The 20,905-nt window shown below is 75.2% G+C and carries 20 protein-coding genes; 5 read left to right on the top strand and 15 right to left on the bottom strand.

The window, feature by feature from the left end; all coding sequences use genetic code 11:
* Positions 1-25: 25 nt before the first annotated feature.
* Positions 26-982 (bottom strand): DUF4349 domain-containing protein, encoded by a 957-nt coding sequence (locus AQJ66_RS00950; protein ID WP_061914900.1) that lies wholly within the window; start codon positions 980-982, stop codon positions 26-28.
* Between the two features lie 182 nt (positions 983-1,164).
* Here AQJ66_RS00950 and hemG point away from each other — a divergent pair, with 182 nt between their 5' ends.
* Positions 1,165-2,649, top strand: coding sequence for a protoporphyrinogen oxidase (gene hemG / locus AQJ66_RS00955; protein WP_061914903.1), 1,485 nt, complete (start codon positions 1,165-1,167; stop codon positions 2,647-2,649).
* 5 nt (positions 2,650-2,654) lie between these two features.
* A complete protein-coding gene (gene hemQ / locus AQJ66_RS00960; protein ID WP_061914906.1) occupies positions 2,655-3,386 on the top strand; it encodes a hydrogen peroxide-dependent heme synthase in 732 nt (243 codons plus the stop codon).
* Positions 3,387-3,396: 10 nt separating this feature from the next.
* Here hemQ and AQJ66_RS00965 read toward each other — a convergent pair whose 3' ends face one another.
* The 4 genes from AQJ66_RS00965 to AQJ66_RS00980 form a co-directional block, all read right to left on the bottom strand.
* Positions 3,397-5,052, bottom strand: a complete 1,656-nt coding sequence (locus AQJ66_RS00965; protein WP_061914908.1) for an alpha/beta hydrolase — start codon at positions 5,050-5,052, stop codon at positions 3,397-3,399.
* Between the two features lie 144 nt (positions 5,053-5,196).
* Positions 5,197-6,000, bottom strand: coding sequence for a TIGR04222 domain-containing membrane protein (locus tag AQJ66_RS00970; protein ID WP_061914911.1), 804 nt, complete (start codon positions 5,998-6,000; stop codon positions 5,197-5,199).
* Between the two features lie 97 nt (positions 6,001-6,097).
* Positions 6,098-6,868 (bottom strand): DUF4142 domain-containing protein, encoded by a 771-nt coding sequence (locus tag AQJ66_RS00975; RefSeq protein ID WP_061914914.1) that lies wholly within the window; start codon positions 6,866-6,868, stop codon positions 6,098-6,100.
* A gap of 82 nt (positions 6,869-6,950) precedes the next feature.
* Complete coding sequence (locus AQJ66_RS00980; RefSeq protein ID WP_061914916.1) at positions 6,951-8,258, bottom strand: MbnB/TglH/ChrH family RiPP precursor modification enzyme; 1,308 nt, start codon at positions 8,256-8,258, stop codon at positions 6,951-6,953.
* Positions 8,259-8,405: 147 nt separating this feature from the next.
* Between AQJ66_RS00980 and AQJ66_RS36780 the strand changes: the two genes are divergently transcribed.
* Together AQJ66_RS36780 and AQJ66_RS00990 are read left to right on the top strand one after the other, a co-directional pair.
* Entirely contained in the window at positions 8,406-9,224 is an 819-nt protein-coding gene (locus tag AQJ66_RS36780; RefSeq protein ID WP_079060006.1) for a phosphotransferase family protein, read from the top strand.
* A gap of 253 nt (positions 9,225-9,477) precedes the next feature.
* Entirely contained in the window at positions 9,478-10,815 is a 1,338-nt protein-coding gene (locus tag AQJ66_RS00990) for a serine/threonine-protein kinase (protein WP_279617305.1), read from the top strand.
* A 14-nt stretch (positions 10,816-10,829) separates the two neighbouring features.
* On the opposite strand, the gene AQJ66_RS00995 is transcribed toward AQJ66_RS00990, so the two are convergent.
* The 10 genes from AQJ66_RS00995 to zapE all read right to left on the bottom strand — a co-directional run bounded on the left by AQJ66_RS00995 (position 10,830) and on the right by zapE (position 19,945).
* The gene (locus tag AQJ66_RS00995; protein ID WP_061914919.1) at positions 10,830-11,570 is read right to left on the bottom strand and encodes a peptidyl-tRNA hydrolase; all 741 of its coding nucleotides are present in this window, start codon (positions 11,568-11,570) and stop codon (positions 10,830-10,832) included.
* A 55-nt stretch (positions 11,571-11,625) separates the two neighbouring features.
* Entirely contained in the window at positions 11,626-11,817 is a 192-nt protein-coding gene (locus tag AQJ66_RS01000) for a hypothetical protein (protein WP_061914922.1), read from the bottom strand.
* A gap of 19 nt (positions 11,818-11,836) precedes the next feature.
* Positions 11,837-12,685, bottom strand: a complete 849-nt coding sequence (locus AQJ66_RS01005) for a polysaccharide deacetylase family protein (RefSeq protein ID WP_061914925.1) — start codon at positions 12,683-12,685, stop codon at positions 11,837-11,839.
* A gap of 95 nt (positions 12,686-12,780) precedes the next feature.
* The gene (locus AQJ66_RS01010) at positions 12,781-14,301 is read right to left on the bottom strand and encodes an FAD-dependent oxidoreductase (protein WP_061914927.1); all 1,521 of its coding nucleotides are present in this window, start codon (positions 14,299-14,301) and stop codon (positions 12,781-12,783) included.
* Between the two features lie 145 nt (positions 14,302-14,446).
* Positions 14,447-14,992 carry a YbhB/YbcL family Raf kinase inhibitor-like protein gene (locus AQJ66_RS01015; protein WP_061914930.1) on the bottom strand — a complete coding sequence of 182 codons (546 nt, stop codon included), beginning with the start codon at positions 14,990-14,992 and terminating at the stop codon, positions 14,447-14,449.
* 9 nt (positions 14,993-15,001) lie between these two features.
* Positions 15,002-15,913 carry a slipin family protein gene (locus AQJ66_RS01020; RefSeq protein WP_061914932.1) on the bottom strand — a complete coding sequence of 304 codons (912 nt, stop codon included), beginning with the start codon at positions 15,911-15,913 and terminating at the stop codon, positions 15,002-15,004.
* 143 nt (positions 15,914-16,056) lie between these two features.
* Positions 16,057-17,568 (bottom strand): SulP family inorganic anion transporter, encoded by a 1,512-nt coding sequence (locus tag AQJ66_RS01025; RefSeq protein ID WP_061914934.1) that lies wholly within the window; start codon positions 17,566-17,568, stop codon positions 16,057-16,059.
* 8 nt (positions 17,569-17,576) lie between these two features.
* Positions 17,577-18,155 carry a carbonic anhydrase gene (locus AQJ66_RS01030; protein WP_061914937.1) on the bottom strand — a complete coding sequence of 193 codons (579 nt, stop codon included), beginning with the start codon at positions 18,153-18,155 and terminating at the stop codon, positions 17,577-17,579.
* 77 nt (positions 18,156-18,232) lie between these two features.
* Positions 18,233-18,628, bottom strand: coding sequence for a hypothetical protein (locus tag AQJ66_RS01035; RefSeq protein ID WP_061914939.1), 396 nt, complete (start codon positions 18,626-18,628; stop codon positions 18,233-18,235).
* 213 nt (positions 18,629-18,841) lie between these two features.
* The gene (zapE, locus tag AQJ66_RS01040) at positions 18,842-19,945 is read right to left on the bottom strand and encodes a cell division protein ZapE (protein ID WP_061914942.1); all 1,104 of its coding nucleotides are present in this window, start codon (positions 19,943-19,945) and stop codon (positions 18,842-18,844) included.
* Positions 19,946-19,982: 37 nt separating this feature from the next.
* On the opposite strand from zapE, the gene AQJ66_RS01045 reads away from it, so the two are divergent.
* Complete coding sequence (locus AQJ66_RS01045) at positions 19,983-20,840, top strand: pyrimidine reductase family protein (protein WP_061914944.1); 858 nt, start codon at positions 19,983-19,985, stop codon at positions 20,838-20,840.
* Positions 20,841-20,905: the final 65 nt, after the last annotated feature.

Raw genomic sequence — 20,905 nt, forward strand, 5'->3', positions numbered from 1 at the left:
GAACACGCTACGGGGCCGGGGGACTTCAGTCGCGGCCGGGCTCGGCGGGGGAGTCCGGCACCGGGCGCGCGTGCGGCAGCGAGCCCGCCGGCGCCGCCGCGGGCCGCGGGCGGCGCGTCAGGCGCGGGCGGACGACCCGGACCCACAGCAGCGCCAGCACGGCCGCGAGCGCGGCGAACGGCAGCACGGCTCCGAGGACCAGGGCGATCCAGCGCAGCATCGCGAGGAACGCGTGCCAGCCGCCCGACAGGGCGTCGACGAAGCCCGGGGAGTCGTCGGCGGCGGCCCGGTGCACCGGGGTCTCGGACAGCGACAGCGTGATGGTCGCGAGGCTCGTGCGGTCCTTCAGCGAGGCCTGCTGGGCCAGCAGCGCCTCCAGGTCCGCCTCCCGGCTGCTCAGCTCCCCCTCCAGGCCGACCACGTCGCTCAGCTTGGTCGCCCGGTCCATCAGGTCGCGGATCCGGGCCACGCTCGCCCGCTGGGACCGGACCCGGCTGCCGACGTCCACGACCTGGTCGGTGACGTCCTCGGCCTTCGCGGTCCGCTCGACGAGCCGGCCCGTGCCCTCCAGACCGGTCAGGACGTCGTCGTAGTGGGCGGTGGGCACGCGCAGCACCACCCGGGTGTGCTCGTGGCCGTCCTCGTCCCGGCCGGTGGTCTCGTTCCCGACGTAGCCGCCCGCGTGCTCGGCGGTCCTGCGGGCCTCGTCGAGGGCCTTGGGCACGTCCTTGACCTCGACGGTCAGGGAGGCGGTGCGGATGATCGCGCTCGGGCTGAGCCGGGGCGCCCGGCGGACGGACTTCGCGTCGCCCGCCTTGGCGCCGCCGGCGCCCGGCTGCTGCTGCGCCGCGCCGTCCGCGGCGGACTTCGACGAGCCCTCGCCCGAGTCGCCCCCGGCGCTGCACCCGGCGAGCGCGAGACAGGCGGCGAGCAGGACCCCGGCCAGGGCCGGGACGGGCCGGGTGATTCGTGGTGTGCGCATGGGCGGTACCCCCGGGGACGGTGACGTGTGATGTTCCTTCGACGGCGCGGAGGGCGGAAACGTTGGACGGCCGCGGTCCCGATGGGATCCCGATGCGGTCACGGTCCGGACACCGGGCGGGGCACCGTTCAGGGCCGTATGGCCCGGTGGGAGAGTCAGGGCGGTCTGAGAGAGTGGGGGTCATGAGCGCAACGGGTACGGGCACGGGGCATGTCGTCGTCGTAGGAGCCGGGATCGCGGGCCTGGCCGCCGCCCACCGGCTGGCGCTGAGCGGGACGCGCGTCACCGTCCTCGAGGCGTCCGGGCGGGTGGGCGGCAAGCTGCTGCCCGGCGAGATCGCCGGCGTCCGGGTGGACCTGGGCGCCGAGTCGATGCTCGCCCGCCGCCCCGAGGCCGTGACGCTCGCGCGCGAGGCGGGCCTCGCCGCGCGGTTGCAGCCGCCGGCCACCGCGGCGGCCTCGATCTGGACCCGGGGCGCCCTGCGCCCGATGCCCAAGGGACATGTGATGGGGGTCCCCGGCACCGCCGCCGCGCTCGCCGGCGTCCTGTCGGACGAGGGCCTCGCCCGCGTCGGGCGCGACGCCGAACTGCCCCGCACCGAGATCGGCGACGACGTGGCCGTGGGGGAGTACGTGGCGGCGCGGCTCGGCCGGGAGGTCGTCGACCGCCTCGTCGAGCCCCTGCTGGGCGGGGTCTACGCCGGCGACGCGTACCGCATCTCGATGCGCTCGGCCGTCCCCCAGCTCTTCGAGGCCGCCCGCACCCACGCCTCCCTCACCGCGGCGGTCCGCGACATCCAGGCCCGGGCCGCCGCGGCGCGGCAGACCGGCCCGGTCTTCATGGGCATCGAGGGCGGCGTGGGCCGGCTGCCGCTCGCGGTCGCCGAGTCGGTCCGGGCGCTCGGCGGCGAGATCCTCACCGGCGCCCCGGTGACGGAGCTGAGGAGGACGGCACCCCCCGGGTCCGCCGGCGCCCGCACCGGCGACACGGCCTGGCGCGTCGTCGCCGGCGAGCGGGTGCTGCACGCCGACGCGGTGGTCGTCGCCGTCCCCGCACCCGTCGCCGCCCGGCTCCTCACCGCCGAGGCACCGGCCGCCGCGGCCGAGCTCGCCGCCGTCGAGTACGCCTCCATGGCCCTGGTCACCCTCGCCTACCGGCGCGCCGGCCTCGCCCTCCCCGAGGGCAGCGGCTTCCTCGTCCCGCCCGTCGACGGCCACACCATCAAGGCGTCCACCTTCGCCTCCCGCAAGTGGGGCTGGATCGCCGAGGAGGACCCGGACGTGGTCGTGCTGCGCACCTCCGTCGGCCGCCACGGCGAGACGGAGATCCTCGGCCGCGAGGACGCCGACCTGGTGGAGGTCTCCCGGCATGACCTGCGCGAGGCCACCGGGCTGGACGCCGTACCCCTGGCGAGCCGGGTCACCCGCTGGACCGACGGACTGCCGCAGTACCCGGTGGGCCACCACGCGCGCGTGCGGCGCATCCGCGAGCACCTGGCCAAGCTGCCCGGCCTCGCGGTGTGCGGCGCGCCCTACGACGGCGTCGGCATCCCGGCCTGCGTCGCGAGCGCCCACGCGGCCGTCGACCAGCTGGGCGGCGACCTGCGCGGTGTGGCGGAACTGACGGCCCACCCGGTGCAGAGCCTGCACGGCGGAGCGGGAGAATAGGTGCCATGAGTGACGACGCTCCCACCACCGAGTCCGGCAGGATCCCGAACAAGGGCAAGCTGGCCAAGGACCTCAACGAGGTCATCCGCTACACACTGTGGTCCGTCTTCAAGCTGAAGGACGTGCTCCCCGAGGACCGCGCGGGGTACGCCGACGAGGTCCAGGAGCTGTTCGACCAGCTCGCCGCGAAGGACGTGACGATCCGCGGCACCTACGACCTCTCCGGCCTGCGCGCCGACGCCGACCTCATGATCTGGTGGCACGCCGAGACCAGCGACCAGCTCCAGGAGGCGTACAACCTCTTCCGCCGCACGAAGCTCGGCCGCGCGCTGGAACCGGTGTGGTCGAACATGGCGCTGCACCGCCCCGCGGAGTTCAACCGCTCGCACATCCCGGCGTTCCTCGCCGACGAGACGCCGCGCAACTACGTCAGCGTCTACCCGTTCGTGCGCTCCTACGAGTGGTACCTGCTGGCCGACGAGGACCGCCGCCGCATGCTCGCCGACCACGGCAAGATGGCCCGCGGCTTCCCGGACGTCCGCGCGAACACGGTCGCGTCCTTCTCCCTCGGCGACTACGAGTGGCTCCTCGCCTTCGAGGCCGACGAGCTGCACCGCATCGTCGACCTCATGCGCCACCTGCGCGGCTCCGAGGCGCGGATGCACGTCCGCGAGGAGGTCCCCTTCTTCACCGGCCGCCGCAAGTCGGTCGCCGATCTGGTCGCCGGGCTGGCCTAGCCACGCCCGCCTAGGCCCCCTTGCCCTTCAGGGCGTCCCGCAGGACCTGCCGGTCGGCGGATCCGGTGGCCGGGGGCTGGGGCTGCGGTTCCGGGTGCGGCGCGCAGGCGGCGTGCTGCTCCGGAAGGCGGCCCTCCAGCAGGTAGGCGTCCAGGTGGGCGTTGACGCAGCGGTTGGGGCCGCCCCCGATGCCGTGCGAGCCCGCGTCCCGCTCGGTCACCAGCACCGAGCCGGACAGGCGCCGGCGCATCTCCAGCGCGCCCGCGTACGGCGTGGCCGCGTCCCGCTCCGCCGCCAGGATCAGCACCGGCGGCAGCTCACCGGGGCCGGTCCGCACGTCCAGCGGCCGCTGGCGGGGCGCCGGCCAGTACGCGCACGGCAGGTTCATCCACGCGTTGTCCCACGTCTCGAAGGGCGCCACGCGCGCGAGGCTGGTGTTGTCGCGGTCCCACACCGTCCAGTCCGTCGGCCAGGGCGCGTCGTTGCACTCGACGGCCGTGTACACCGCGTTGCCGTTCTCCGCCTGGGCGGCCGTCTGCGCGTTCGGCGCGGCCAGCCGCACCAGTGGCTTTTCGTCGCCGCGCAGGTAGGCCGACAGCGCGGCGGCGCGGCCCGGCCAGAACACGTCGTCGTACCCGGCGGTGAGGAACGCGGACTGCAGCTCGCCCGGGCCCACCTTCCCGCCCGCCGGCTTCGCGGCCAGCCGGCCGCGCGCCGTGTCGTAGCCGCGCTGCACCGCCTGCGGGGTGCCGCCCAGCCGGTACACGTCGTCGTGCCGGGCGATCCAGTCCCGGAAGTCCGCCCAGCGGTCCTCGAACGCGGCCGACTGCTCCAGGTTGTTGCGGTACCAGACCTTCTGCGGGTCCGGGTCGACCACCGAGTCCAGCACCATCCGCCGCACGTGCGAGGGGAACAGCGTCGCGTACACCGCGCCGAAGTAGGTGCCGTACGACGCGCCCATGAAGGTCAGCCGGTCCTCGCCCAGCGCCGCCCGCAGGACGTCCAGGTCGCGGGCGTTGTCGAGCGAGGTGTAGAACCTCAGCCTGCTCCCCGACCGTTCGGCGCAGCCCCGCGCGTACGCCTTCGCCCGGGCGATGCGCTGCTGCTTGTACGCCTCCGAGGGGTGCTCCGGCGACTCGGTGGGCGCCTCGACGAACTGCGCGGGGTCCATGCAGGACAGCGGCGCCGAGCCGCCCACTCCGCGCGGTGCGTAGCCGACCAGGTCGTACGCGGCGGCGATCCGCTTCCACGCGGGCAGCTTCGCGACGAGTGGGAAGCGCATCCCGGAGCCGCCGGGGCCGCCCGGGTTGTAGACCAGCGCACCCTGCCGGGGCACCTTCCGCTTGCTGTTCTGCGGGTCCTGCTGCGTGGCCCGCATCCGGCTGACGGTCAGCCGGATCCGGGTGCCGTCGGGGTGCGCGTAGTCCAGCGGGACCTCCACCGTGCCGCACCGCAGACCGGCCGGCGCCTGCGGGATCGCCGCGCATGCGCCGAAGCGGACACCGGCCGCCCTGGCCCGCGCGGCGGCCACGGCGGTGCCGCGCAGCTCGGCCGCGCCCGGGGCGGCGGGCGCCGCCGGGCCACCGGGCGCACCGCCCGCCGGGGCCGCGGCCAGGGTGGTCAGCAGCAAGGACCCGACGGCCGAGTACAGGGCGGCAGCTCTCATCGCGTATCCCTTCGGTGCGCGGCGGCGCTGGCACGGCTGCCACGCCCGGCGATCACAGAAGGGATGTTTCGTCTCCCTTCGGGCGAAGGCAAGCACCGCCCCGCGGTGTCGCCGCCAATGCCTCCGTGCGCCCCCGGCGCAGGGTCACTCCCGCCCGGGCCGGTCGCGGTGCGTGAAGGCCGCGCGCAGCTCCGGCTCGCCGATGGCGCGGACGCCCCGGACGGCGACGGAGGTGAGGAAGGTCCGCTCGTCGCCGTCGCCGGCCGGCCCCCGGTGCAGCGCGCCCAGCAGCCGCTGCCCGGCCGGGGAGGCCCAGCGGGAGTACGGGTGCACCTCGGCCCGGGCGATCACCAGGCAGCTCAGGGTGAGGGCGAGGGGCAGCGCGAACCACAGGGCGACCAGCAGGCGCGGCAGCCCGGTCGGGGCGGGCAGCAGCAGCGCGGTCAGGCCCAGCGCGCACACGGCCAGCGCGGCGGCCCGCACCCCGCGGACCCCGTCCGCCACCGTCGTCCGCGCCCCGTCGGGCACCGCGAGCCCGGCGCGCACCAGCCCGTCGGCGAGCCGCCGTACCGCCTCGGCGCCGGCCGCGGCGGCCCGCACCGGCGCGATGCGGGACTGCCCCTCCGGACCGATGGCCCCTATGACGGACCGCTCCATCTCGTCGCGCCCCCGCGGGTCCACGACCGTGGCCCAGCCGGTGTGTGCGAGCAGCAGCCGCCGCTGCCGGGCCATGGAGACCATCGTCACGTCGGCGACCCGGCGCGGACCGCCGGACAGGAACGCCGCCTCGTACAGCGTCAGATCGCGCTCCCGGTGCGTCGCGGCGCCGGCGTCCGCGCCGGCTCGTGCGGAGTCGGCGGCCGCGGCGCGTACGGCGGCCAGGCACAGCCGGGTGCACGCGGTGCCGGCGAACGCCCAGGCCAGGAGCAGCAGGAGGACCCAGAACATGACGTTTTTCTATGCCAGGGGTCTGGGAGAGCGCCATGCCCTGTTCACCATCCGGACCGACTGTTGCAGGTAGGTGACGTTCCGTTTTCTCCGCAGGTCAGCGTGCGGCCGACGGCGGCGGGGTGGAGGCGGCGGGCGGCAGCGGGTACGTCGCGGACGGCGAGGGCTCGACCGGGACCGCGGCGGACGGGTCGACCGACGGGGGGTCCGGCACGGCGGAGGGGGAGGCGGCCAGGTCCCGGGCCAGCGCGGAGAAGTCGACGTACCCGGTCGCCTCCAGGACCTTGATGTGGTCCAGCACGGTGGTGTTCGCGTCGTCGGCCAGATCGCGGACCAGCGCGTTCTGGGTGCCGGCGCGGACCTGGGCGACCAGCGAGAACACGCGGCCGTGGGCGAGCCGCAGGATGCCCGCGAACCGGCGGTCGAACTCCTGGCCCCGCGCCGCCCGCAGGGTGGCCAGCCACTGCTTCTGCTGGGCGTTGGGCTCGTTGGGCAGGGGCACGCCCAGCTGCGTGGCGACGGTGCGGTCGTGGGAGTCGAGGGAGGTGTGTCCGTCGACGAGATGGCGGCCCGCGTCCCGTACGGCCTGGGTGGTGCCCTTCCGCTCCGCCATCTCCCCCGCCGGGAGCTCCCACAGGCCGGCCAGCCGCACCTTGGTGACGAAGTCCCGGTCCTGTGCGGACAGCGGGCCGTACGGGGTCGTCACGGTCTGCGCGCTGAGCAGGCTCGCGCTCGCCGCGTCGGCCGGCCGGTCGGCGTAGGACAGGATCGGGAAGAGCAGCGCCGCGGCTGTCGCCGCGAGGCCCGCGATGATCAGTCCGGTGCCGTTGAACATGCCTCGGCCCTTGACGGGGGGTCGCGGTCGCATGGTGCCTCCTGCGCGCACCGGGGCTTCGGGTGCGGGCTTGGCATATTACTGGGGGCGCCGTGCCGTCGTTCCCCCCGGCCGGTCAGGCTCTGCCGATCAGGACGCGGGCCCGGGCCCGCAGGCCGGGGGAGCGGGGGGCCGGTCCCGAGCGGTCGAGCCACCAGGTGCGCAGCTGCCTGCGGGCCCGGGCGCCGGCCGGCCGGCCGAGCTTGAGGAGGTGGCCGGCGAAGTCCAGGGCGTCGCGGCGGTACCCGTCGGTCATCGGGCGGGTGCGCGCGTACGCGAGGAACGCCTCCCGGTAACCCTCGCCGAGGATCACCGGCAGCTCGGGCGCCACCTTGGCCACCACGCTCGCCCGCTTGGCGGCCAGCGCCCGGGCCTGCACGCCCATCCGGACCCGGTCGAACCCTTCCGGCACCGGCGTCCCGGCCACCAGGCAGGACAGCGCGGCGGCCTGGGCGACCGCGACGCGCTGCCGGGCGCCGGGCCGGGCGGGGGCGGCGCTGTCGGCGGGGCCGGCCGTGCCGGCCGCCGTCCCCGTCGCCGTACCGCCGTCGCCGGGCGGCCGTCCCGCCGCGACGGCCGCCCGGATCTCGTCCAGCTCGCGCTCCAGCTCGGCGGGCCCGGGGAAGTTCTCGTCCCGTTCCAGCAGCACGCCGGGCGGCGCCACGCGGGACGCCAGGCCGGTCAGGACGTCCAGGACGGGGCGCGGGACGGGGTGCGCGTGGCTGTCGTGCCAGACGCCGTCCCGCTCGAAGCCGCCGGCGACATGGACGTAGGCGAGCGCTTCCAGCGGCAGCCCGGCCAGCGCCTCGGCCGGGTCCTCGCCCCGGTTGACGTGGTTGGTGTGCAGGTTGGCCACGTCGACGAGCAGCCGCACCCCGGTCCGCTCGACCAGCTCGGACAGGAACTGAGCCTCGGTCAGCTCCTCACCCGGCCAGGAGAACAGCGCGGCGATGTTCTCCAGGGCCAGCGGCACCGGCAGCGCCCGCTGGGCGATCCGGACGTTCTCGCAGAGCACCTCGAGCGCGTCCCGGGTGCGCGGCACCGGCAGCAGGTGGCCGGCCTCCAGGCGCGGCGAGGCGGTGAGGGCGCCGCCCGCCCGGACGAACGCGACGTGCTCCGTGACCAGCGGTGCCCCGAGCGCCTCCACCCGCTCGGCGAGCGCCGCCAGCCGCCCCTCGTCGGGCCGCTCCGCGCCGCCGAGGCCGAGCGAGACGCCGTGCGGGATCACGGTCACCCCGCGCTCGCGCAGCCGCAGCAGCGACTCGGGCAGGTGTCCCGGGCACACGTTCTCCGCCACGACCTCCACCCAGTCGATCCCCGGCATGCCCTCCACGGCGTCCGCGATCTCCGGCCGCCAGCCGATCCCCGTCCCCAGTCGCCGCATGACTCCACCCCCTCCTCGAATGAGGGGGGTATGGCCCCGGCGGCCCGCCGCGAACCGTCCCGGTGCGGCGTTCAGAGCAACATTTGAGCTTCGCCCGGGTGCGCATCCGGGCAGGCGCACGGGCAACTCCTGGCAGGATGCCTGCTCATGGGGTCTGGAAGCTGGGGCAGGCATGCGGTCGAGTCGACCGGCGGGCGGGTGGTCAAGCGGTTCCCGCACGGGGACGGTGGCCGCGCCGCGCGTGAGTGGCGGGCCCTGACCTTGCTGGCCCGGCATGCTCCCGGGCTGGCCCCCGAGCCGCTTCAGGCCGGTCTCGCGGCGTCCGAGCCGGTCGTGGTCATGTCCCGGCTCGACGGGAAGCCCCTGCGGGGAGCAGCGCTGAGCGGCGAGCAGATCGACGCCCTGGCCGAGGCGGTGGCCGCCGTGCACGCGGCGCTGCCGTCCCACGTCCTGGACGGGGTCCCTCTCCGGCCCGGGCACCAGGCCGAGCTCGTCGGGCACCTGCGTGCGTGGGCGGGGACGGCTCGCCCCGCGGCCGAGGGTCCGGTGCGGCAGGCCATGGACGCAGGTCTGGCCTGGCTGGCCGCATCCGGTCTGGAAGCCGACGGGGCGTGGGGCGTGCCGCCGGTCTTCGGTCCCGGCGACGGCAATCTCGCGAACTACCTTTGGGACGGCCGCCGGGTCCGGATCGTCGACTTCGAGGAGTCCGGCCGCAGCGACCGCGCCTTCGAGCTGGCGGAGATCACCGAGCACGTGGGCAGCTGGGTGGACGGCCCGCTGGACGTCCCCGCGTTCCTGGACCGGTTCGACCTCTCGCCCGTGGAGGCGGCCCGGTTGCGCGAGTGCCGCCGGCTGGTTGCTCTGGTCTGGTTGTTCCTGCTGGCGGCCGACGACCCGGACCACCCCGGGAATCCGCCGGGAACCGCGGAGAGGCAGGCCGGCCGGGTGCTGGACCTGCTGGCCTGAGGGCGTGGGCCGACAGCGCGGACCGGGCGGCCCCGGGGACGCGGCCGAGCCCCGATTCATCCGGGCACCGACTCGAACGGATGCCTGGCGCGGGCTCGGGTACCCGGCTTCGAGTACGGCCCCTGGCCGAGTCCGGTACGAGGTGACAGCAACGGAGATGTAGATGAAGGCCCCGCGATCAGCAGCCCCGCCGGCTCCCGCGCAAGCTTCAGCGGATCCGCTGTCCGCTCATGTCCTCGCCGGCCGCTACCGGTTGGGCGCGCGGATCGGCTCGGGAGGCATGGCCGACGTCTACGACGGGGTCGACACGCGGCTTCGGCGGCCCGTCGCCGTCAAGGTCTTCCGGCCGGGGCCCGACGCGCACTGCGAGGACCGGCTCGCCGCGGAGGCCGTGCTGCTCGCGCGTCTGCAGCACCCCGGCCTGGTCACCGTCTACGACGTCGGCCGGTACGAGGACCGCACCTACCTGGTCATGCAGCTGGTCGACGGGCCCACGCTGCGCAGCCTCCTGGCGGGCGGAACGCTGCCCGAGCGGCGCGTGGCCGAACTGGGCGCCGCCCTCGCCGGGGCGCTCGCGCACGTCCACCGGGCCGGCATCGTGCACCGCGACGTCAAGCCGTCGAACGTCCTCGTCGACCCGGCCGGCGCCCCCCATCTGGCCGACTTCGGCATCGCCCGGGTGGCGAACACCACCGTCCACACGGCACCTGACGTGCTGATAGGCACCGCCGCCTATCTGGCGCCCGAGCAGGTCGAGGGCGGGCGGGTCGGGCCGGCCGCCGACGTCTACGCGCTCGGCCTGGTGCTGCTGGAGTGCCTGAAGGGGGAACTGGAGTACCAGGGCACCGCGGTGGAAGTGGCGGTCGCCCGGCTCCACCGCCCGCCCACGGTCCCGGCGTGGCTGTCCCCGGACCTGGCGGCCCTGCTCGGGGCCATGACCGCCCGGGATCCCGAGGCGCGCCCGGACGCCGGGCAGTGTGCGAGGGAGCTTGCCCGCCTGTGCTCCGCGGACGGCGCGCACGCGCTGCAGCAGCTCCCGGCACCCGCCGAAGCCCGCGTTCCGCGCGCCCGTGCCGCTCGTCATGAGGCGGACGACCCCGTACGGACGCAGGAGGCGCCGGCCGCCCGGACCGGCGTCCCGGGCAACGCCCGCCCGAGCCGTCGCCTGGCCGTCGGCACCGCCCTGGCCGCGCTCTCCGTGGCCCTGGGCACGACCCTGGCCGTGGCCCCGCGCACCAGCGGAGCCGGCGACGACCGCGCCGCCGCGCCCTCGTCCCCGGCGGCCACCGGCAGCAGGCCCGGTACGGTCTCGCCGGTCCGGCCCCTGCGGGCTCAGCCCTCCTCCGGGACCGTCGACGTGTCGGATCCGGCGGCCGGGTCGAGCGGCTCCCACGCGGAGCCCGCCGTCCAGCGCGTGAACTCTCCTGGCACGCCGGACTCCACGTATCGGGCACCGGCCGGACGCCACGGCGCCGAGCACCGCAAGCCGTCCCCGCACCGCCCCGCCGGCACGGACGGCCGCCCGCGTCACGCCGCCCCCCACGGAGGCCCGCACCACGGCGCTCCGCAGAAGGGGAAGGGCCACGGCTGACGGACGGCCGGCGGCTACGGGCGCCCCCGACGGGGCAGAGAAGCGAACTGCCCACCGCCCTCCACCGCGACGGTGGTCCCCGGTGCGATCTCCGTGAAGCCGGCGTCCCGGACCAACGGCAGTCCGGCGCCCGTCAGTTCGGCCCATCGGGCAGGGGCGGCGGTGCGTACGGCGAGCGGGAAGCCCGCCTTCCGCCAGGCGGTGCGCGCCTCCTCGGACAGTGCCCACCAGGCCAGTTGGGCGCCGTGACCGGCCTGCGCCATGGACTTGCCGGCCGTCATCGTCAGCCCCGGGTTCAGCCACAGCACCGGCGCGGCCGGGTCGGCGCCGGCGGGCGGCTCGGGGTCGTCCAGCTCCGTGCCGGAGACCTGCAGCCTGGCCAGGTCCTTGGGCCAGCCGTCCAGCGGGACCGGCGGGAAGACCCGCACCTCCGCGGACCGGCCGGTCACCGTGATCCCGGGCAGCGCCTCGGCGCGCCGCCACTCGGCGCCGCGCGCCCGCCGCACCACCTTGCGGATCCGGGCGTCCTCCCAGCCGCGCACGGCCTCGGCCCACTCGCCGTCCCCGGCCGACCGCTCGTCGCCGAGCAGCGTGAGCACGGCTCGGGCGGCGGTCTCCAGTGCGTCGGTGCGGGCGGGCGGAGCGCTCCGCTCGATCCGTACGACGAGCGGCAGAACGAACTGCGGTGCCGCGTCGCGCGGGGCGTGCTCGGAGCGGAACGGGCTGTCGGCGGGGGTGGCGGGAACGTGGGTCACGGAAGTCAACCCTACGAGCCGCCGCCGGGACCCCGGTAGGCCGGTCCGGCGCCGCTCACCCCGAGCACGCCGTGCGCTGGGCCTCCTGCCACTCGCACACCGGGCACAGGGTGACGCCCTTGTACGACTCCGGGTATTCCGTGGGCTCACGGCACAGCACACACTCGGCGTACGGCGGCCCGTCGGCCTTCGGGGGCCGGGCCGCGTCGACGATCATGCAGTAGTCCTCGTCGTCCTTCTCCGTCATGCCTTCAGCGTAGGACCGTTCAGCGACGGCCGTTCGTCTCCGCGATCAGCTCGGACACCTTCGCGAAGCGGTAGCCCCGCTTGCGCAGTTCCGGCACGACCGCGCGGACGACCCGCTCCGTCGTCGGGGCGGCGCTGCGGGTGCAGTGCATGACGACCACCGAGCCCGGCTTCACCCCGTTCAGCACCTGTTCGACGACGGCGTCGGCGTCCGTGGCGAAGGCGTCGCCGCTGATCACGTCCCACTGGACGGCGGTGACCCCGACGCCCTGCAGCGCGCGCAGCGCCTGCCGGTCGTAGCAGCCGCCGGGGAAGCGGAAGTACGGCAGCGGCCGGGGCACGCCCGCCTGGCGCAGGGCGGCGTAGGCCCGCTCCACGTCCTGGCGCATGTGGTCCGCGCCGACCGTCGGCAGGCCGTAGCAGTCGGCGGTGAACGCGTAGTGGCTGTAGGAGTGGTTGGCGACCTCGAACTGCGGGTCGTGGCCGAGGGAGCGGGCCTGGGCCGGGTACTGCTCGGCCCAGCGGCCGGTCATGAAGATCGTGGCCGGGACCTTCAGCGCGCGCAGCGCGCCGATGAGGTCCGGGTTGTCGAAGTGCTCCCCGGCGGCGGCACGGGGCCCCTCGTCGGCGGTCATGTCGGCGTCGAAGGTCAGGGCGACGGTCTTGCCGAGGGTGCGCGGGCCGTGCTCGAAGACGGGGGTCAGGCCGCCCGGGCCGGGGGCGAGCACGGGCGGCCGGGTGGGGGAGGGGGAGGCGGTGGGCTTGGCGGGGGCGTGGTGGGCCGGTTCGGGGGCGCCCGACGTACCGCAGGCGGCGAGGGTCGCGGCCAGGGCGCAGGCGGCGGCGATACGGCGTACTGGTGGGATCACCGTACGAACGTAGGACCAGACGTCCGGTTGTATGTCTGTATGACTCGTGTCGGGTGGGCACGGTCACCCGCGCGGCGGCGGTCCGTTCCGGGCCGTCACAGGTCCCGCTGCTCCAGCGGCCGCACCGCCGGGCCCTGGATCACGCTGCCGTCCACGTCGAAGCGGGAGCCGTGACAAGGGCACTCCCAGGCGCGTTCGGCCCGGTTGAAGGCGACCAGGCAGCCCAGGTGGGTGCAGCGGGCCGAGACGGCGTGCAGTTCTCCCTCCTCGTCGCGGTGCACGGCGAGGCGCTCGTGCCCGGCCCGGACCACCGCCCCGTCGCCGGGCGCCAGGTCGTCCACGGAGCCCGGCGGCCGCAGCCGGTCGCCGACGAAGTGCCGGGCCACCTCCGCCTGGGTCCTCAGCAGCGACGGCGCCTCGCGCAGCACCGACTTCAGCCGGCGCGGGTCGTACAGCCCCTGCCACGGACGGGTCTGCCCGGTGATCAGCGCGGTGAGCAGCAGCCCGGCCATGATGCCGCCGCTCAGCCCCCAGCCGCCGAAGCCGGTCGCGACCCAGGCGTGCCGGGCGCCCGGGTGCAGCGGGCCGACCAGCGGCACGGTGTCGGTGGACGCGTTGTCCTGCGTGGCCCACGCGTACTCCAGGGCCACCCCGGGGAAGTGCCGCTCGGCCCAGGCGGTGAGCCGGTCGAAGCCCGCGGCCGGGTCCCCGGTGCCCGGGGTGAAGTGCTCACCCGTGACGACGAGCAGCCGCTGCCCGTCCGCGCCGTACGGCGCGGTGCGCACCGAGCGGGTGTTCTCCTCGGGCGTGATGTACATGCCCTCCGGGTCCGGTCCCGGGCCGAGCGGACCGGCGACGACCAGCTCCCGGCGCGGGGACAGGCGGGAGAAGAGCAGCGCCCGGTCGAAGATCGGGTAGTGGGTGGCGACCACGACGTCCCGGGCGGTCACGGTGTGCCCCGCCTCGGTGGCCAGCCGGCACGGCTCGCCCTCGGTCAGGCCGACGACGCGGGTCTGCTCGTACACCTGCCCGCCGCGGGCGAGCAGGTCGGCGGTGAGGGCCCGCAGGTACTTCAGCGGATGGAACTGCGCCTGGCCGGTCACCCGTACCGCCCCCGCCACCGGGAACGGCAGTCCCGTCTCGGTGGTGAAGGAGGCGGGCAGTCCGGCCTCCCGGGCGGCGTCCGCCTCGGCCCGCAGCCCGTCCGCCCGCTCCGGGTCCCGGACGTAGGTGCAGGCGTCCCGGGTCTCCCACTCGCAGGCGATGCCCAGCTCGGCCACCAGCGCGGCCGCGTGCTCGATCGCCTCCGTCTGCGATCGCGCGTACAGCCGCGCGCCCTCGGGGCCGCGGGTGCGCCGGAGCCGGTCGTAGACGAGGGTGTGCTGGGCCGTCAGCTTGGCGGTGGTGTGCCCGGTGACCCCGGCCGCCGCCCGCCCGGCCTCCAGCACCACCACCCGCAGCCCGGACCGGGCCAGCTCGTGGGCGGTGCTCAGCCCGGCCATGCCGGCGCCGACGACGGCCACGTCGGCGTCGACGTCGCCGCTCAGGACGGGGTGGTCCGGCCCGGGGGCGGTCCGCAGCCAGTACGAATCGGTGACCCGAAGGTGCTCGCGCATGCCCGCCGGGTACCCCGCCGCACCCGCCTCACGTCCCGCGGCAGCCGCTCGCGGCACTCCGCCACGCCGAAGTCCGCCTCGCGTACGGGGCCGCGCAGCGCTCCATGGCCCGCTGGTAGGCGTACTGGCAGGCCGGCCACACCGGCTACCTGCCGTAGCGGCCTGTCAGGGACCCGGTGGCGAGGGTGTGGCCGGCCAGGGCGTGCAGCAGGACCTGCTCGGTGGTGTCGGGGGAGAGGTGCAGGTGGCGGTCGGTGGCGTAGACCGTGAGGACGTAGTGGTGCGGCTCGTCGCCGCGGGGTGGGCAGGGGCCGCCGTAGCCGGTCTTCTCGAAGCCGTTGCGGCCCTCGGTCGCGCCGCGCGGGTGCGCGCCGGCGGTGAGGCCGGTGGTGCCCGGGCCCATGTTCCACACCAGCCAGTGCGTGAAGGTGCCGTGCGGCGCGTCGGGGTCCCGCAGGGTGAGGGCCAGTCCGGCGGTGTGCGCGGGCACGCCGGCGAACGCGAGCGGCGGGGAGACGCCCTCACCGTCGCAGGTGTACCGGCGCGGGATCGTGCCACCCTGCGGGTACGCCGGACTCGCCACTGTCAGGTGGGCGGTTCCGGCGGGCGTGGGGGACGAGCCTCCTCCGTCGCCCCCGCACCCCGCTGTGACGGCCATCGCGGCCACGGTCAGCACCCAGCCCTTGCCCATGCGGGCACGCTAGCCCGCGAAGGGCCCGCCGTCGCCGTTCGGCGCGGGGTTCTCCGTCACGGCGACCGGTTCCCGCGGTGCCTGCCCGGCGTTCGCCGTAGGGTTCTCCGTGAGCGCGGCCGGTTCCCGCTGCCCCGCCTCACCGTCCGGTCCGGGCTGCTGCCCGCCGCCCCGCTCCAGGAAGTGCAGCAGCTCCACCGGGATGGGCAGGACCAGCGTGGAGTTCTTCTCGGCCGCCACCGCCATCACCGTCTGCAGCAGCCGCAGCTGGAGCGCGGCCGGCTGGTCGGACATCTGCGCGGCGGCCTCGGCGAGCTTCTTCGAGGCCTGCAGCTCGGCGTCGGCGTTGATGATCCGCGCGCGGCGCTCGCGGTCGGCCTCGGCCTGCCGGGCCATGGACCGCTTCATCGTGTCCGGCAGGGACACGTCCTTGATCTCCACCCGGTCCACCTGGATGCCCCAGCCGACGGCCGGGCTGTCGATCATCAGCTCCAGGCCCTCGTTGAGCTTCTCGCGGTTGGAGAGCAGGTCGTCCAGTTCGCTCTTGCCGATGATCGAACGCAGCGAGGTCTGCGCCATCTGGGAGACCGCGAACTTGTAGTCCTCGACCTTGATCAGCGCGCTCTCCGCGTCGACCACCCGGAAGTAGACGACGGCGTCCACCCGGACGGTGACGTTGTCCCGGGTGATGCCCTCCTGCGCGGGGATCGGCATCGTCACGATCTGCATGTTGACCTTCTGCAGCCGGTCCACGAACGGGATGATCAGCGTCAGGCCGGGTGTGCGCACCTCACCCGCCACGCGACCGAGACGGAACAGCACCCCTCGTTCGTACTGCTTGACCACACGGGCGGCCATCGCCAGGCACACCAGCCCGACACACACCACCGCAACGATCGCCCCCACCAGCGCCTGGACCATGACGACCTCCTCGCCCAGAGGTCCGTTTTCGTCTGCTTCTGTAACGATATGCCCGGGTGAGGGTGGAAGCCACGGCCGGGGGAGCCCGGAATCCTGGGCGCCCGCCGGCCCACCGGCGGTGCGGTGGGCCGGCGGGCGCGCGGTCACGCCGCCTTGACCCGCAGCGGACCGGGGCCCGGTGTCACGCGTACCGGCTCCGCGGCGGTCGCGCTGTGCCGTTCGGCCCAGTTCTCCAGCGCCGTGCGGCAGGCGTGGTCCAGGTGGTGCAGGCCGGACAGGTCCAGGCGGACCGGGCGGTCCGGGGGCAGCGACTCCAGGCTGTCGAGGATCTTCGGCAGCCTGAGGAAGGTCGCGTTGCCCGACAGCCGGGCGTCCACCGGGCCCGTGCCCTCGTCGACGACCTCCAGCTTGAGGTGCGAGGCCTCCCAGGCCGTCTTCACGACCGCCAGCGCGAGCCCGATCAGCACCCCCTCGAACATGCTGACCGCCACGATCGACACGGCCGTCACGCCGAGGATCAGCGCCTCGCCCCGGTGCTCGCGCCACAGCGCGGCCAGCGCCCGGACCGGCACCAGCTTGGCCCCGGCGTGGATCAGCACACCGGCCAGGGCCGGGATCGGGATGTACGCCAGGGCCTCCGGCAGCAGCGCGGCGAACAGCAGCAGCCACACGCCGTGCAGGACCCGGGAGGCCTTCGTCCGGGCGCCCGCCTGGACGTTGGCCGCGCTGCGCACGATCACCGCGGTCATCGGCAGCGCGCCGAGCAGCCCGCAGACCGTGTTGCCCGCGCCCTGCGCCATCAGCTCCCGGTCGTACGCGGTGCGCGGACCGTCGTGCAGCCGGTCCACGGCCGCCGCGCTGAACAGCGACTCGGCGGACGCGATCAGCGTGAACGCGAGGACCGTGCCGAGCACTCCCGGGGACGCCAGCCCGGTGATCGAGCCGAGCGGCGGCGGCTGGACCGAGCCCAGCAGCCCCTTCACCTCGACGGTCGCCACCGGCAGGCCGAGCGCCAGGGCTGCCGCCGTGGCCAGGCCGACGGCGGCCAGCGGGCCGGGCACCGTACGCATCTTCGCCGGGGCGCGCCTCCACAGCACCAGGACGGCGACGGTGCCCGCGCACAGCGCGAGCGAGGCGAGTGCCGTCCCGTCGCCGGGGGCGTCCAGGAACGCCCCCGGCAGCCCGGCCATCTTGGCCAGGCCCGAGTCGGGGGCCTTGGCCGCCAGGGCCGGATACAGCTGGCCGGCGATGAGCACCAGGCCGATTCCGGCCAGCATGCCCTCGACCACCGCGACCGAGATGGCCCGGAAGTACCGGCCGAGCCGCAGCGCGCCCATGAGGACCTGCAGCAGACCGGCGGCGAGCACGATCGCGCCGAGCGTCGGCAGCCCGAACTCCTTCACCGCGTCGAACACGAGCACGGTGAGTCCGGCGGCCGGCCCGGACACCTGCAGGCTGCTGCCGCGCATCAGCCCGGTGACGACGCCGCCCACGATGCCGGTGACCAGGCCCAGCTCGGCCGGCACGCCGGAGGCGACGGCCACGCCCACGCACAGCGGGAGCGCGACCAGGAAGACGACGAGCGACGCGGTGAAGTCCGCCCGGAGGTGCGGTAAACGACGGGATATGAGGGTGTCCTTGCCGGTACCGGTCATCGGCGCGCTCACAGGATCTCGAAGGTGTCGGTCTGCGGGCGGTGCGTGCGCACGGTGCCGGTGTGCACCTCGTAGTACCAGCCGTGCAGGGCGAGCCGGCCCTCGGCCAGCCGTCGCTCGACGCACGGGTACGAGCGCAGCCGCAGCAGCTGGGTCAGGACGTGGCTCCGCACGCCCTCGGCGACCTCCGGGTCCTCGGGCGCGCCGGACGGGCGCGGGGTGGCGTGCACCAGCCAGTCGCGCACGGCCGGTACGGCGGTCAGGTCGTCGCCGCGCACCAGCGCGCCGATGGCGCCGCAGTGCGAGTGGCCGCAGACGACGACGTCGCGGACGCCGAGGACCTCCACGGCGTACTCGATGGTGGCGGCCTCACCGGTGGGGTGCTGCGAGGCGTAGGGGGGAACGATGTTGCCCGCGGTGCGCAGCTCGAACAGCTCGCCGGGGCGGGCGCCCGTGATCAGGGCCGGGACGACCCGGGAATCGGAGCAGGTGATGAAGAGGACCTGCGGGGACTGGCCTTCGGCGAGCCTGGCGAACTCCTCAGGGCGCTGTCCGAAGGTGCGGGCGTTGTCGATGAGGGGCTGCATGCGTGTGGACTCCTCCTGGCGCGCCGCTCGGGCGCGTCGGGCTTGCACGACAGTGGTGGGGGGAAGAGGGCCGGCTCTCAGCAGCGGAAGACCTGGAGGGCTGCCGGGGAGTGGGCCCTGGAGGATCTCGCGGGGTCACGGTGCGCCGCACCGGGTGCGGCCGCCGCCTGCGGGACGGCCGCCTGCCGGGATATCGGCGGGTGCTGCGGCGCGCCCGCGCAGACGGTCCCGCGCCGCCGGTCGCGGGTCTGCGGGGCGTGCGCGGGCTCGTGGGAGCGGCACGGCTCGCGGAGCGCGGCCGCGCCGGTGCCGGCCGGCTGGGCGGAGGATGTGATTCCGGGTCGGGCCTTGGCCTTCGCCTCACCGGGCGTGTGCGCGGATGCGAAGGTTCCCGTCAGTGCGAAGAGCTGGAGGGCGAGCAGGGTGACGGCGAGCAGGGTGAGCCGGGTCCGGGCTGCCGCACCTCGCACCATGCGCCCTCCCTCCCGAAACTCACGCCTCTTGTGCACACCAAGCATTGGTCAATGAATGGTCAAGAAGTACGGTAGCCGCTCGCGACCCTTTGCAGGGTTAACGGGGCGTTACGGGCGCAAGAGAGCGTGAAAAGCGCGGTTCGGATGGCCGGAACCGGACCTTGACCCGCGGGAGCGGGAACGGCTGTTCGGCGGTCGCGGCCGGCCGTTCGGTCAGGAGGCGACGAGTCCCTTGGCGTCCCGGGCCAGCGCGGTGAGCCGGGATATCGCGCGGAAGTACTTCTTGCGGTAGCCGCCCTTCAGCATCTCCTCGCTGAACAGCTCGTCGAACGGCCGGCCGGAGGCGAGCACCGGGACCTCACGGTCGTACAGCCGGTCCGCCAGCACCACCAGGCGCAGCGCCGTCGACTGGTCCGGCACCGGCCGCACATCGGTGAGGCACACGGCCTTCAGCCCGTCGGTCAGGGCGCCGTACCGGCTCGGGTGCACCTTCGCCAGGTGCCCCAGCAGCTGCGGGAAGTCGTCCAGGGAGGCGCCCGGGGTGGCGTACGCCGCCTTCGTCACCTCTTCGTCGGTGAACGGCGCCGGCGCCTCGGGCAGGCCGCGGTGGCGGTAGTCCTCACCGTCGATGCGCAGGGCCCGGAAGTGGGCCGACAGGCCCTGGATCTCCCGCAGGAAGTCGGCGGCCGCGAACCGGCCCTCGCCGAGCTTGCCGGGCAGCGTGTTGGAGGTGGCGGCCAGCGCCACGCCCGCCTCGACCAGCTTGCCGAGCAGGGTGGAGACGAGCACGGTGTCGCCCGGGTCGTCCAGCTCGAACTCGTCGATGCACAGCAGCCGGTGCCCGCTCAGCGTCTGCACGGTCTGCTGGAAGCCGAGCGCGCCGACCAGGTTGGTCAGCTCCACGAACGTGCCGAACGCCTTGCGGGAGGGCTCGGCCGGGGTGGCGTGCCAGAGGGAGGCGAGCAGGTGGGTCTTGCCGACGCCGTAGCCGCCGTCGAGGTAGACGCCGCGCGGTCCGGCCGGCGTCTTCGGCGCCTTGGCCCGGCCGAAGCCCAGGAAGCCGCGCCGGCCCGCGCCGGAGGCCTGCGCACCGCCGAGCCCGGCGGTGAAGCCCTCCAGTACCCGTACGGCCTCGGTCTGGCTGGGCTGGTTCGGGTCCGGGATGTACGTGGCGAAGCGCACCGCGTCGAAGCGGGGCGGCGGCACCATCTCGGCGACCAGCCGGTCCGCGAGGACGTGCGGCTCGCGGGCGCACAGGGACAGCGGGCCCGCTTCGGTCAGCGGGCCGGAACCGGAGGCTGCGGTGGAGGAGGACACGGTTACCCATGCTAAGCGCCGTGTCACACTGCACGGCATGCGACGCCTGTTCCCTGTGACCTATGAAACAGCAGCCCAGGCCCCCGGCGGGAGCGCGGGGGCGGACGAGGCCCCTGGGGAGCGGGGGGCGGGCACGGCCGCCGGGGACGCGCCCGCGGACCGCGAGTGGAGCCTCGCCGACCTGGCCGCCGCCTACGCCTACCCCGAGCCGGCGCCCGGCACCGGCGCCCGGCGGCCCTGGCTGCGGGCCAACATGGTCAGCACCCTCGACGGCGCCGCCCAGCACGAGGGGCACTCCCAGCCCATCTCCAACGCGGCCGACATGCGCATTTTCGGCACGCTGCGGGCGCTCGCGGACGTGATCGTGGTCGGCGCGGAGACGGTGCGGCAGGAGGGGTACCGCCCGGCCCGCGCGCGTGCGGAGTTCGCCGCGGCCCGGCAGACCGCCGGGCAGGGCCCGGCCCCGGCGATCGCCGTCGTCACCGCCGGCCTGGAGCTGGACTTCTCCCTGCCGCTGTTCACCTCGCCCCAGGTGCCCACCCTGATCCTGACCGGCGCCGCCGCGGCCCCCGACCGCGTCGCCGCCGCCGAGAAGGCCGGCGCCCGGGTGGTCGTCGCCGGCGAGGGCGTCGGCGTCGACCCGGCCCGTGCGGTACACGCCCTCGCCGGCCTCGGACACACCCGGCTGCTCACCGAGGGCGGGCCCCGGCTGCTCGGTCAGCTGGTCGCCGCCGAGGTGCTGGACGAGCTGTGCCTGACGCTCTCGCCCATGCTCACCGCCGGGGACGCGCAGCGCATCGCCGGGGGACCGTCCGTCGCCGTGCCCCGCCGCTTCGAGCTCGTGTCGCTGCTCGAGGAGGAGGGATTCCTGTTCAGTCGTTACCGTCGGTCCTGACATGGGCGGAATATGCCGTTCCGATTGCTTTCCGGCGGGCACACTGGGTCCGGCACTACTCCTGC

The sequence above is a fragment of the Streptomyces bungoensis genome, assembly GCF_001514215.1.
Classification (GTDB): domain Bacteria; phylum Actinomycetota; class Actinomycetes; order Streptomycetales; family Streptomycetaceae; genus Streptomyces; species Streptomyces bungoensis.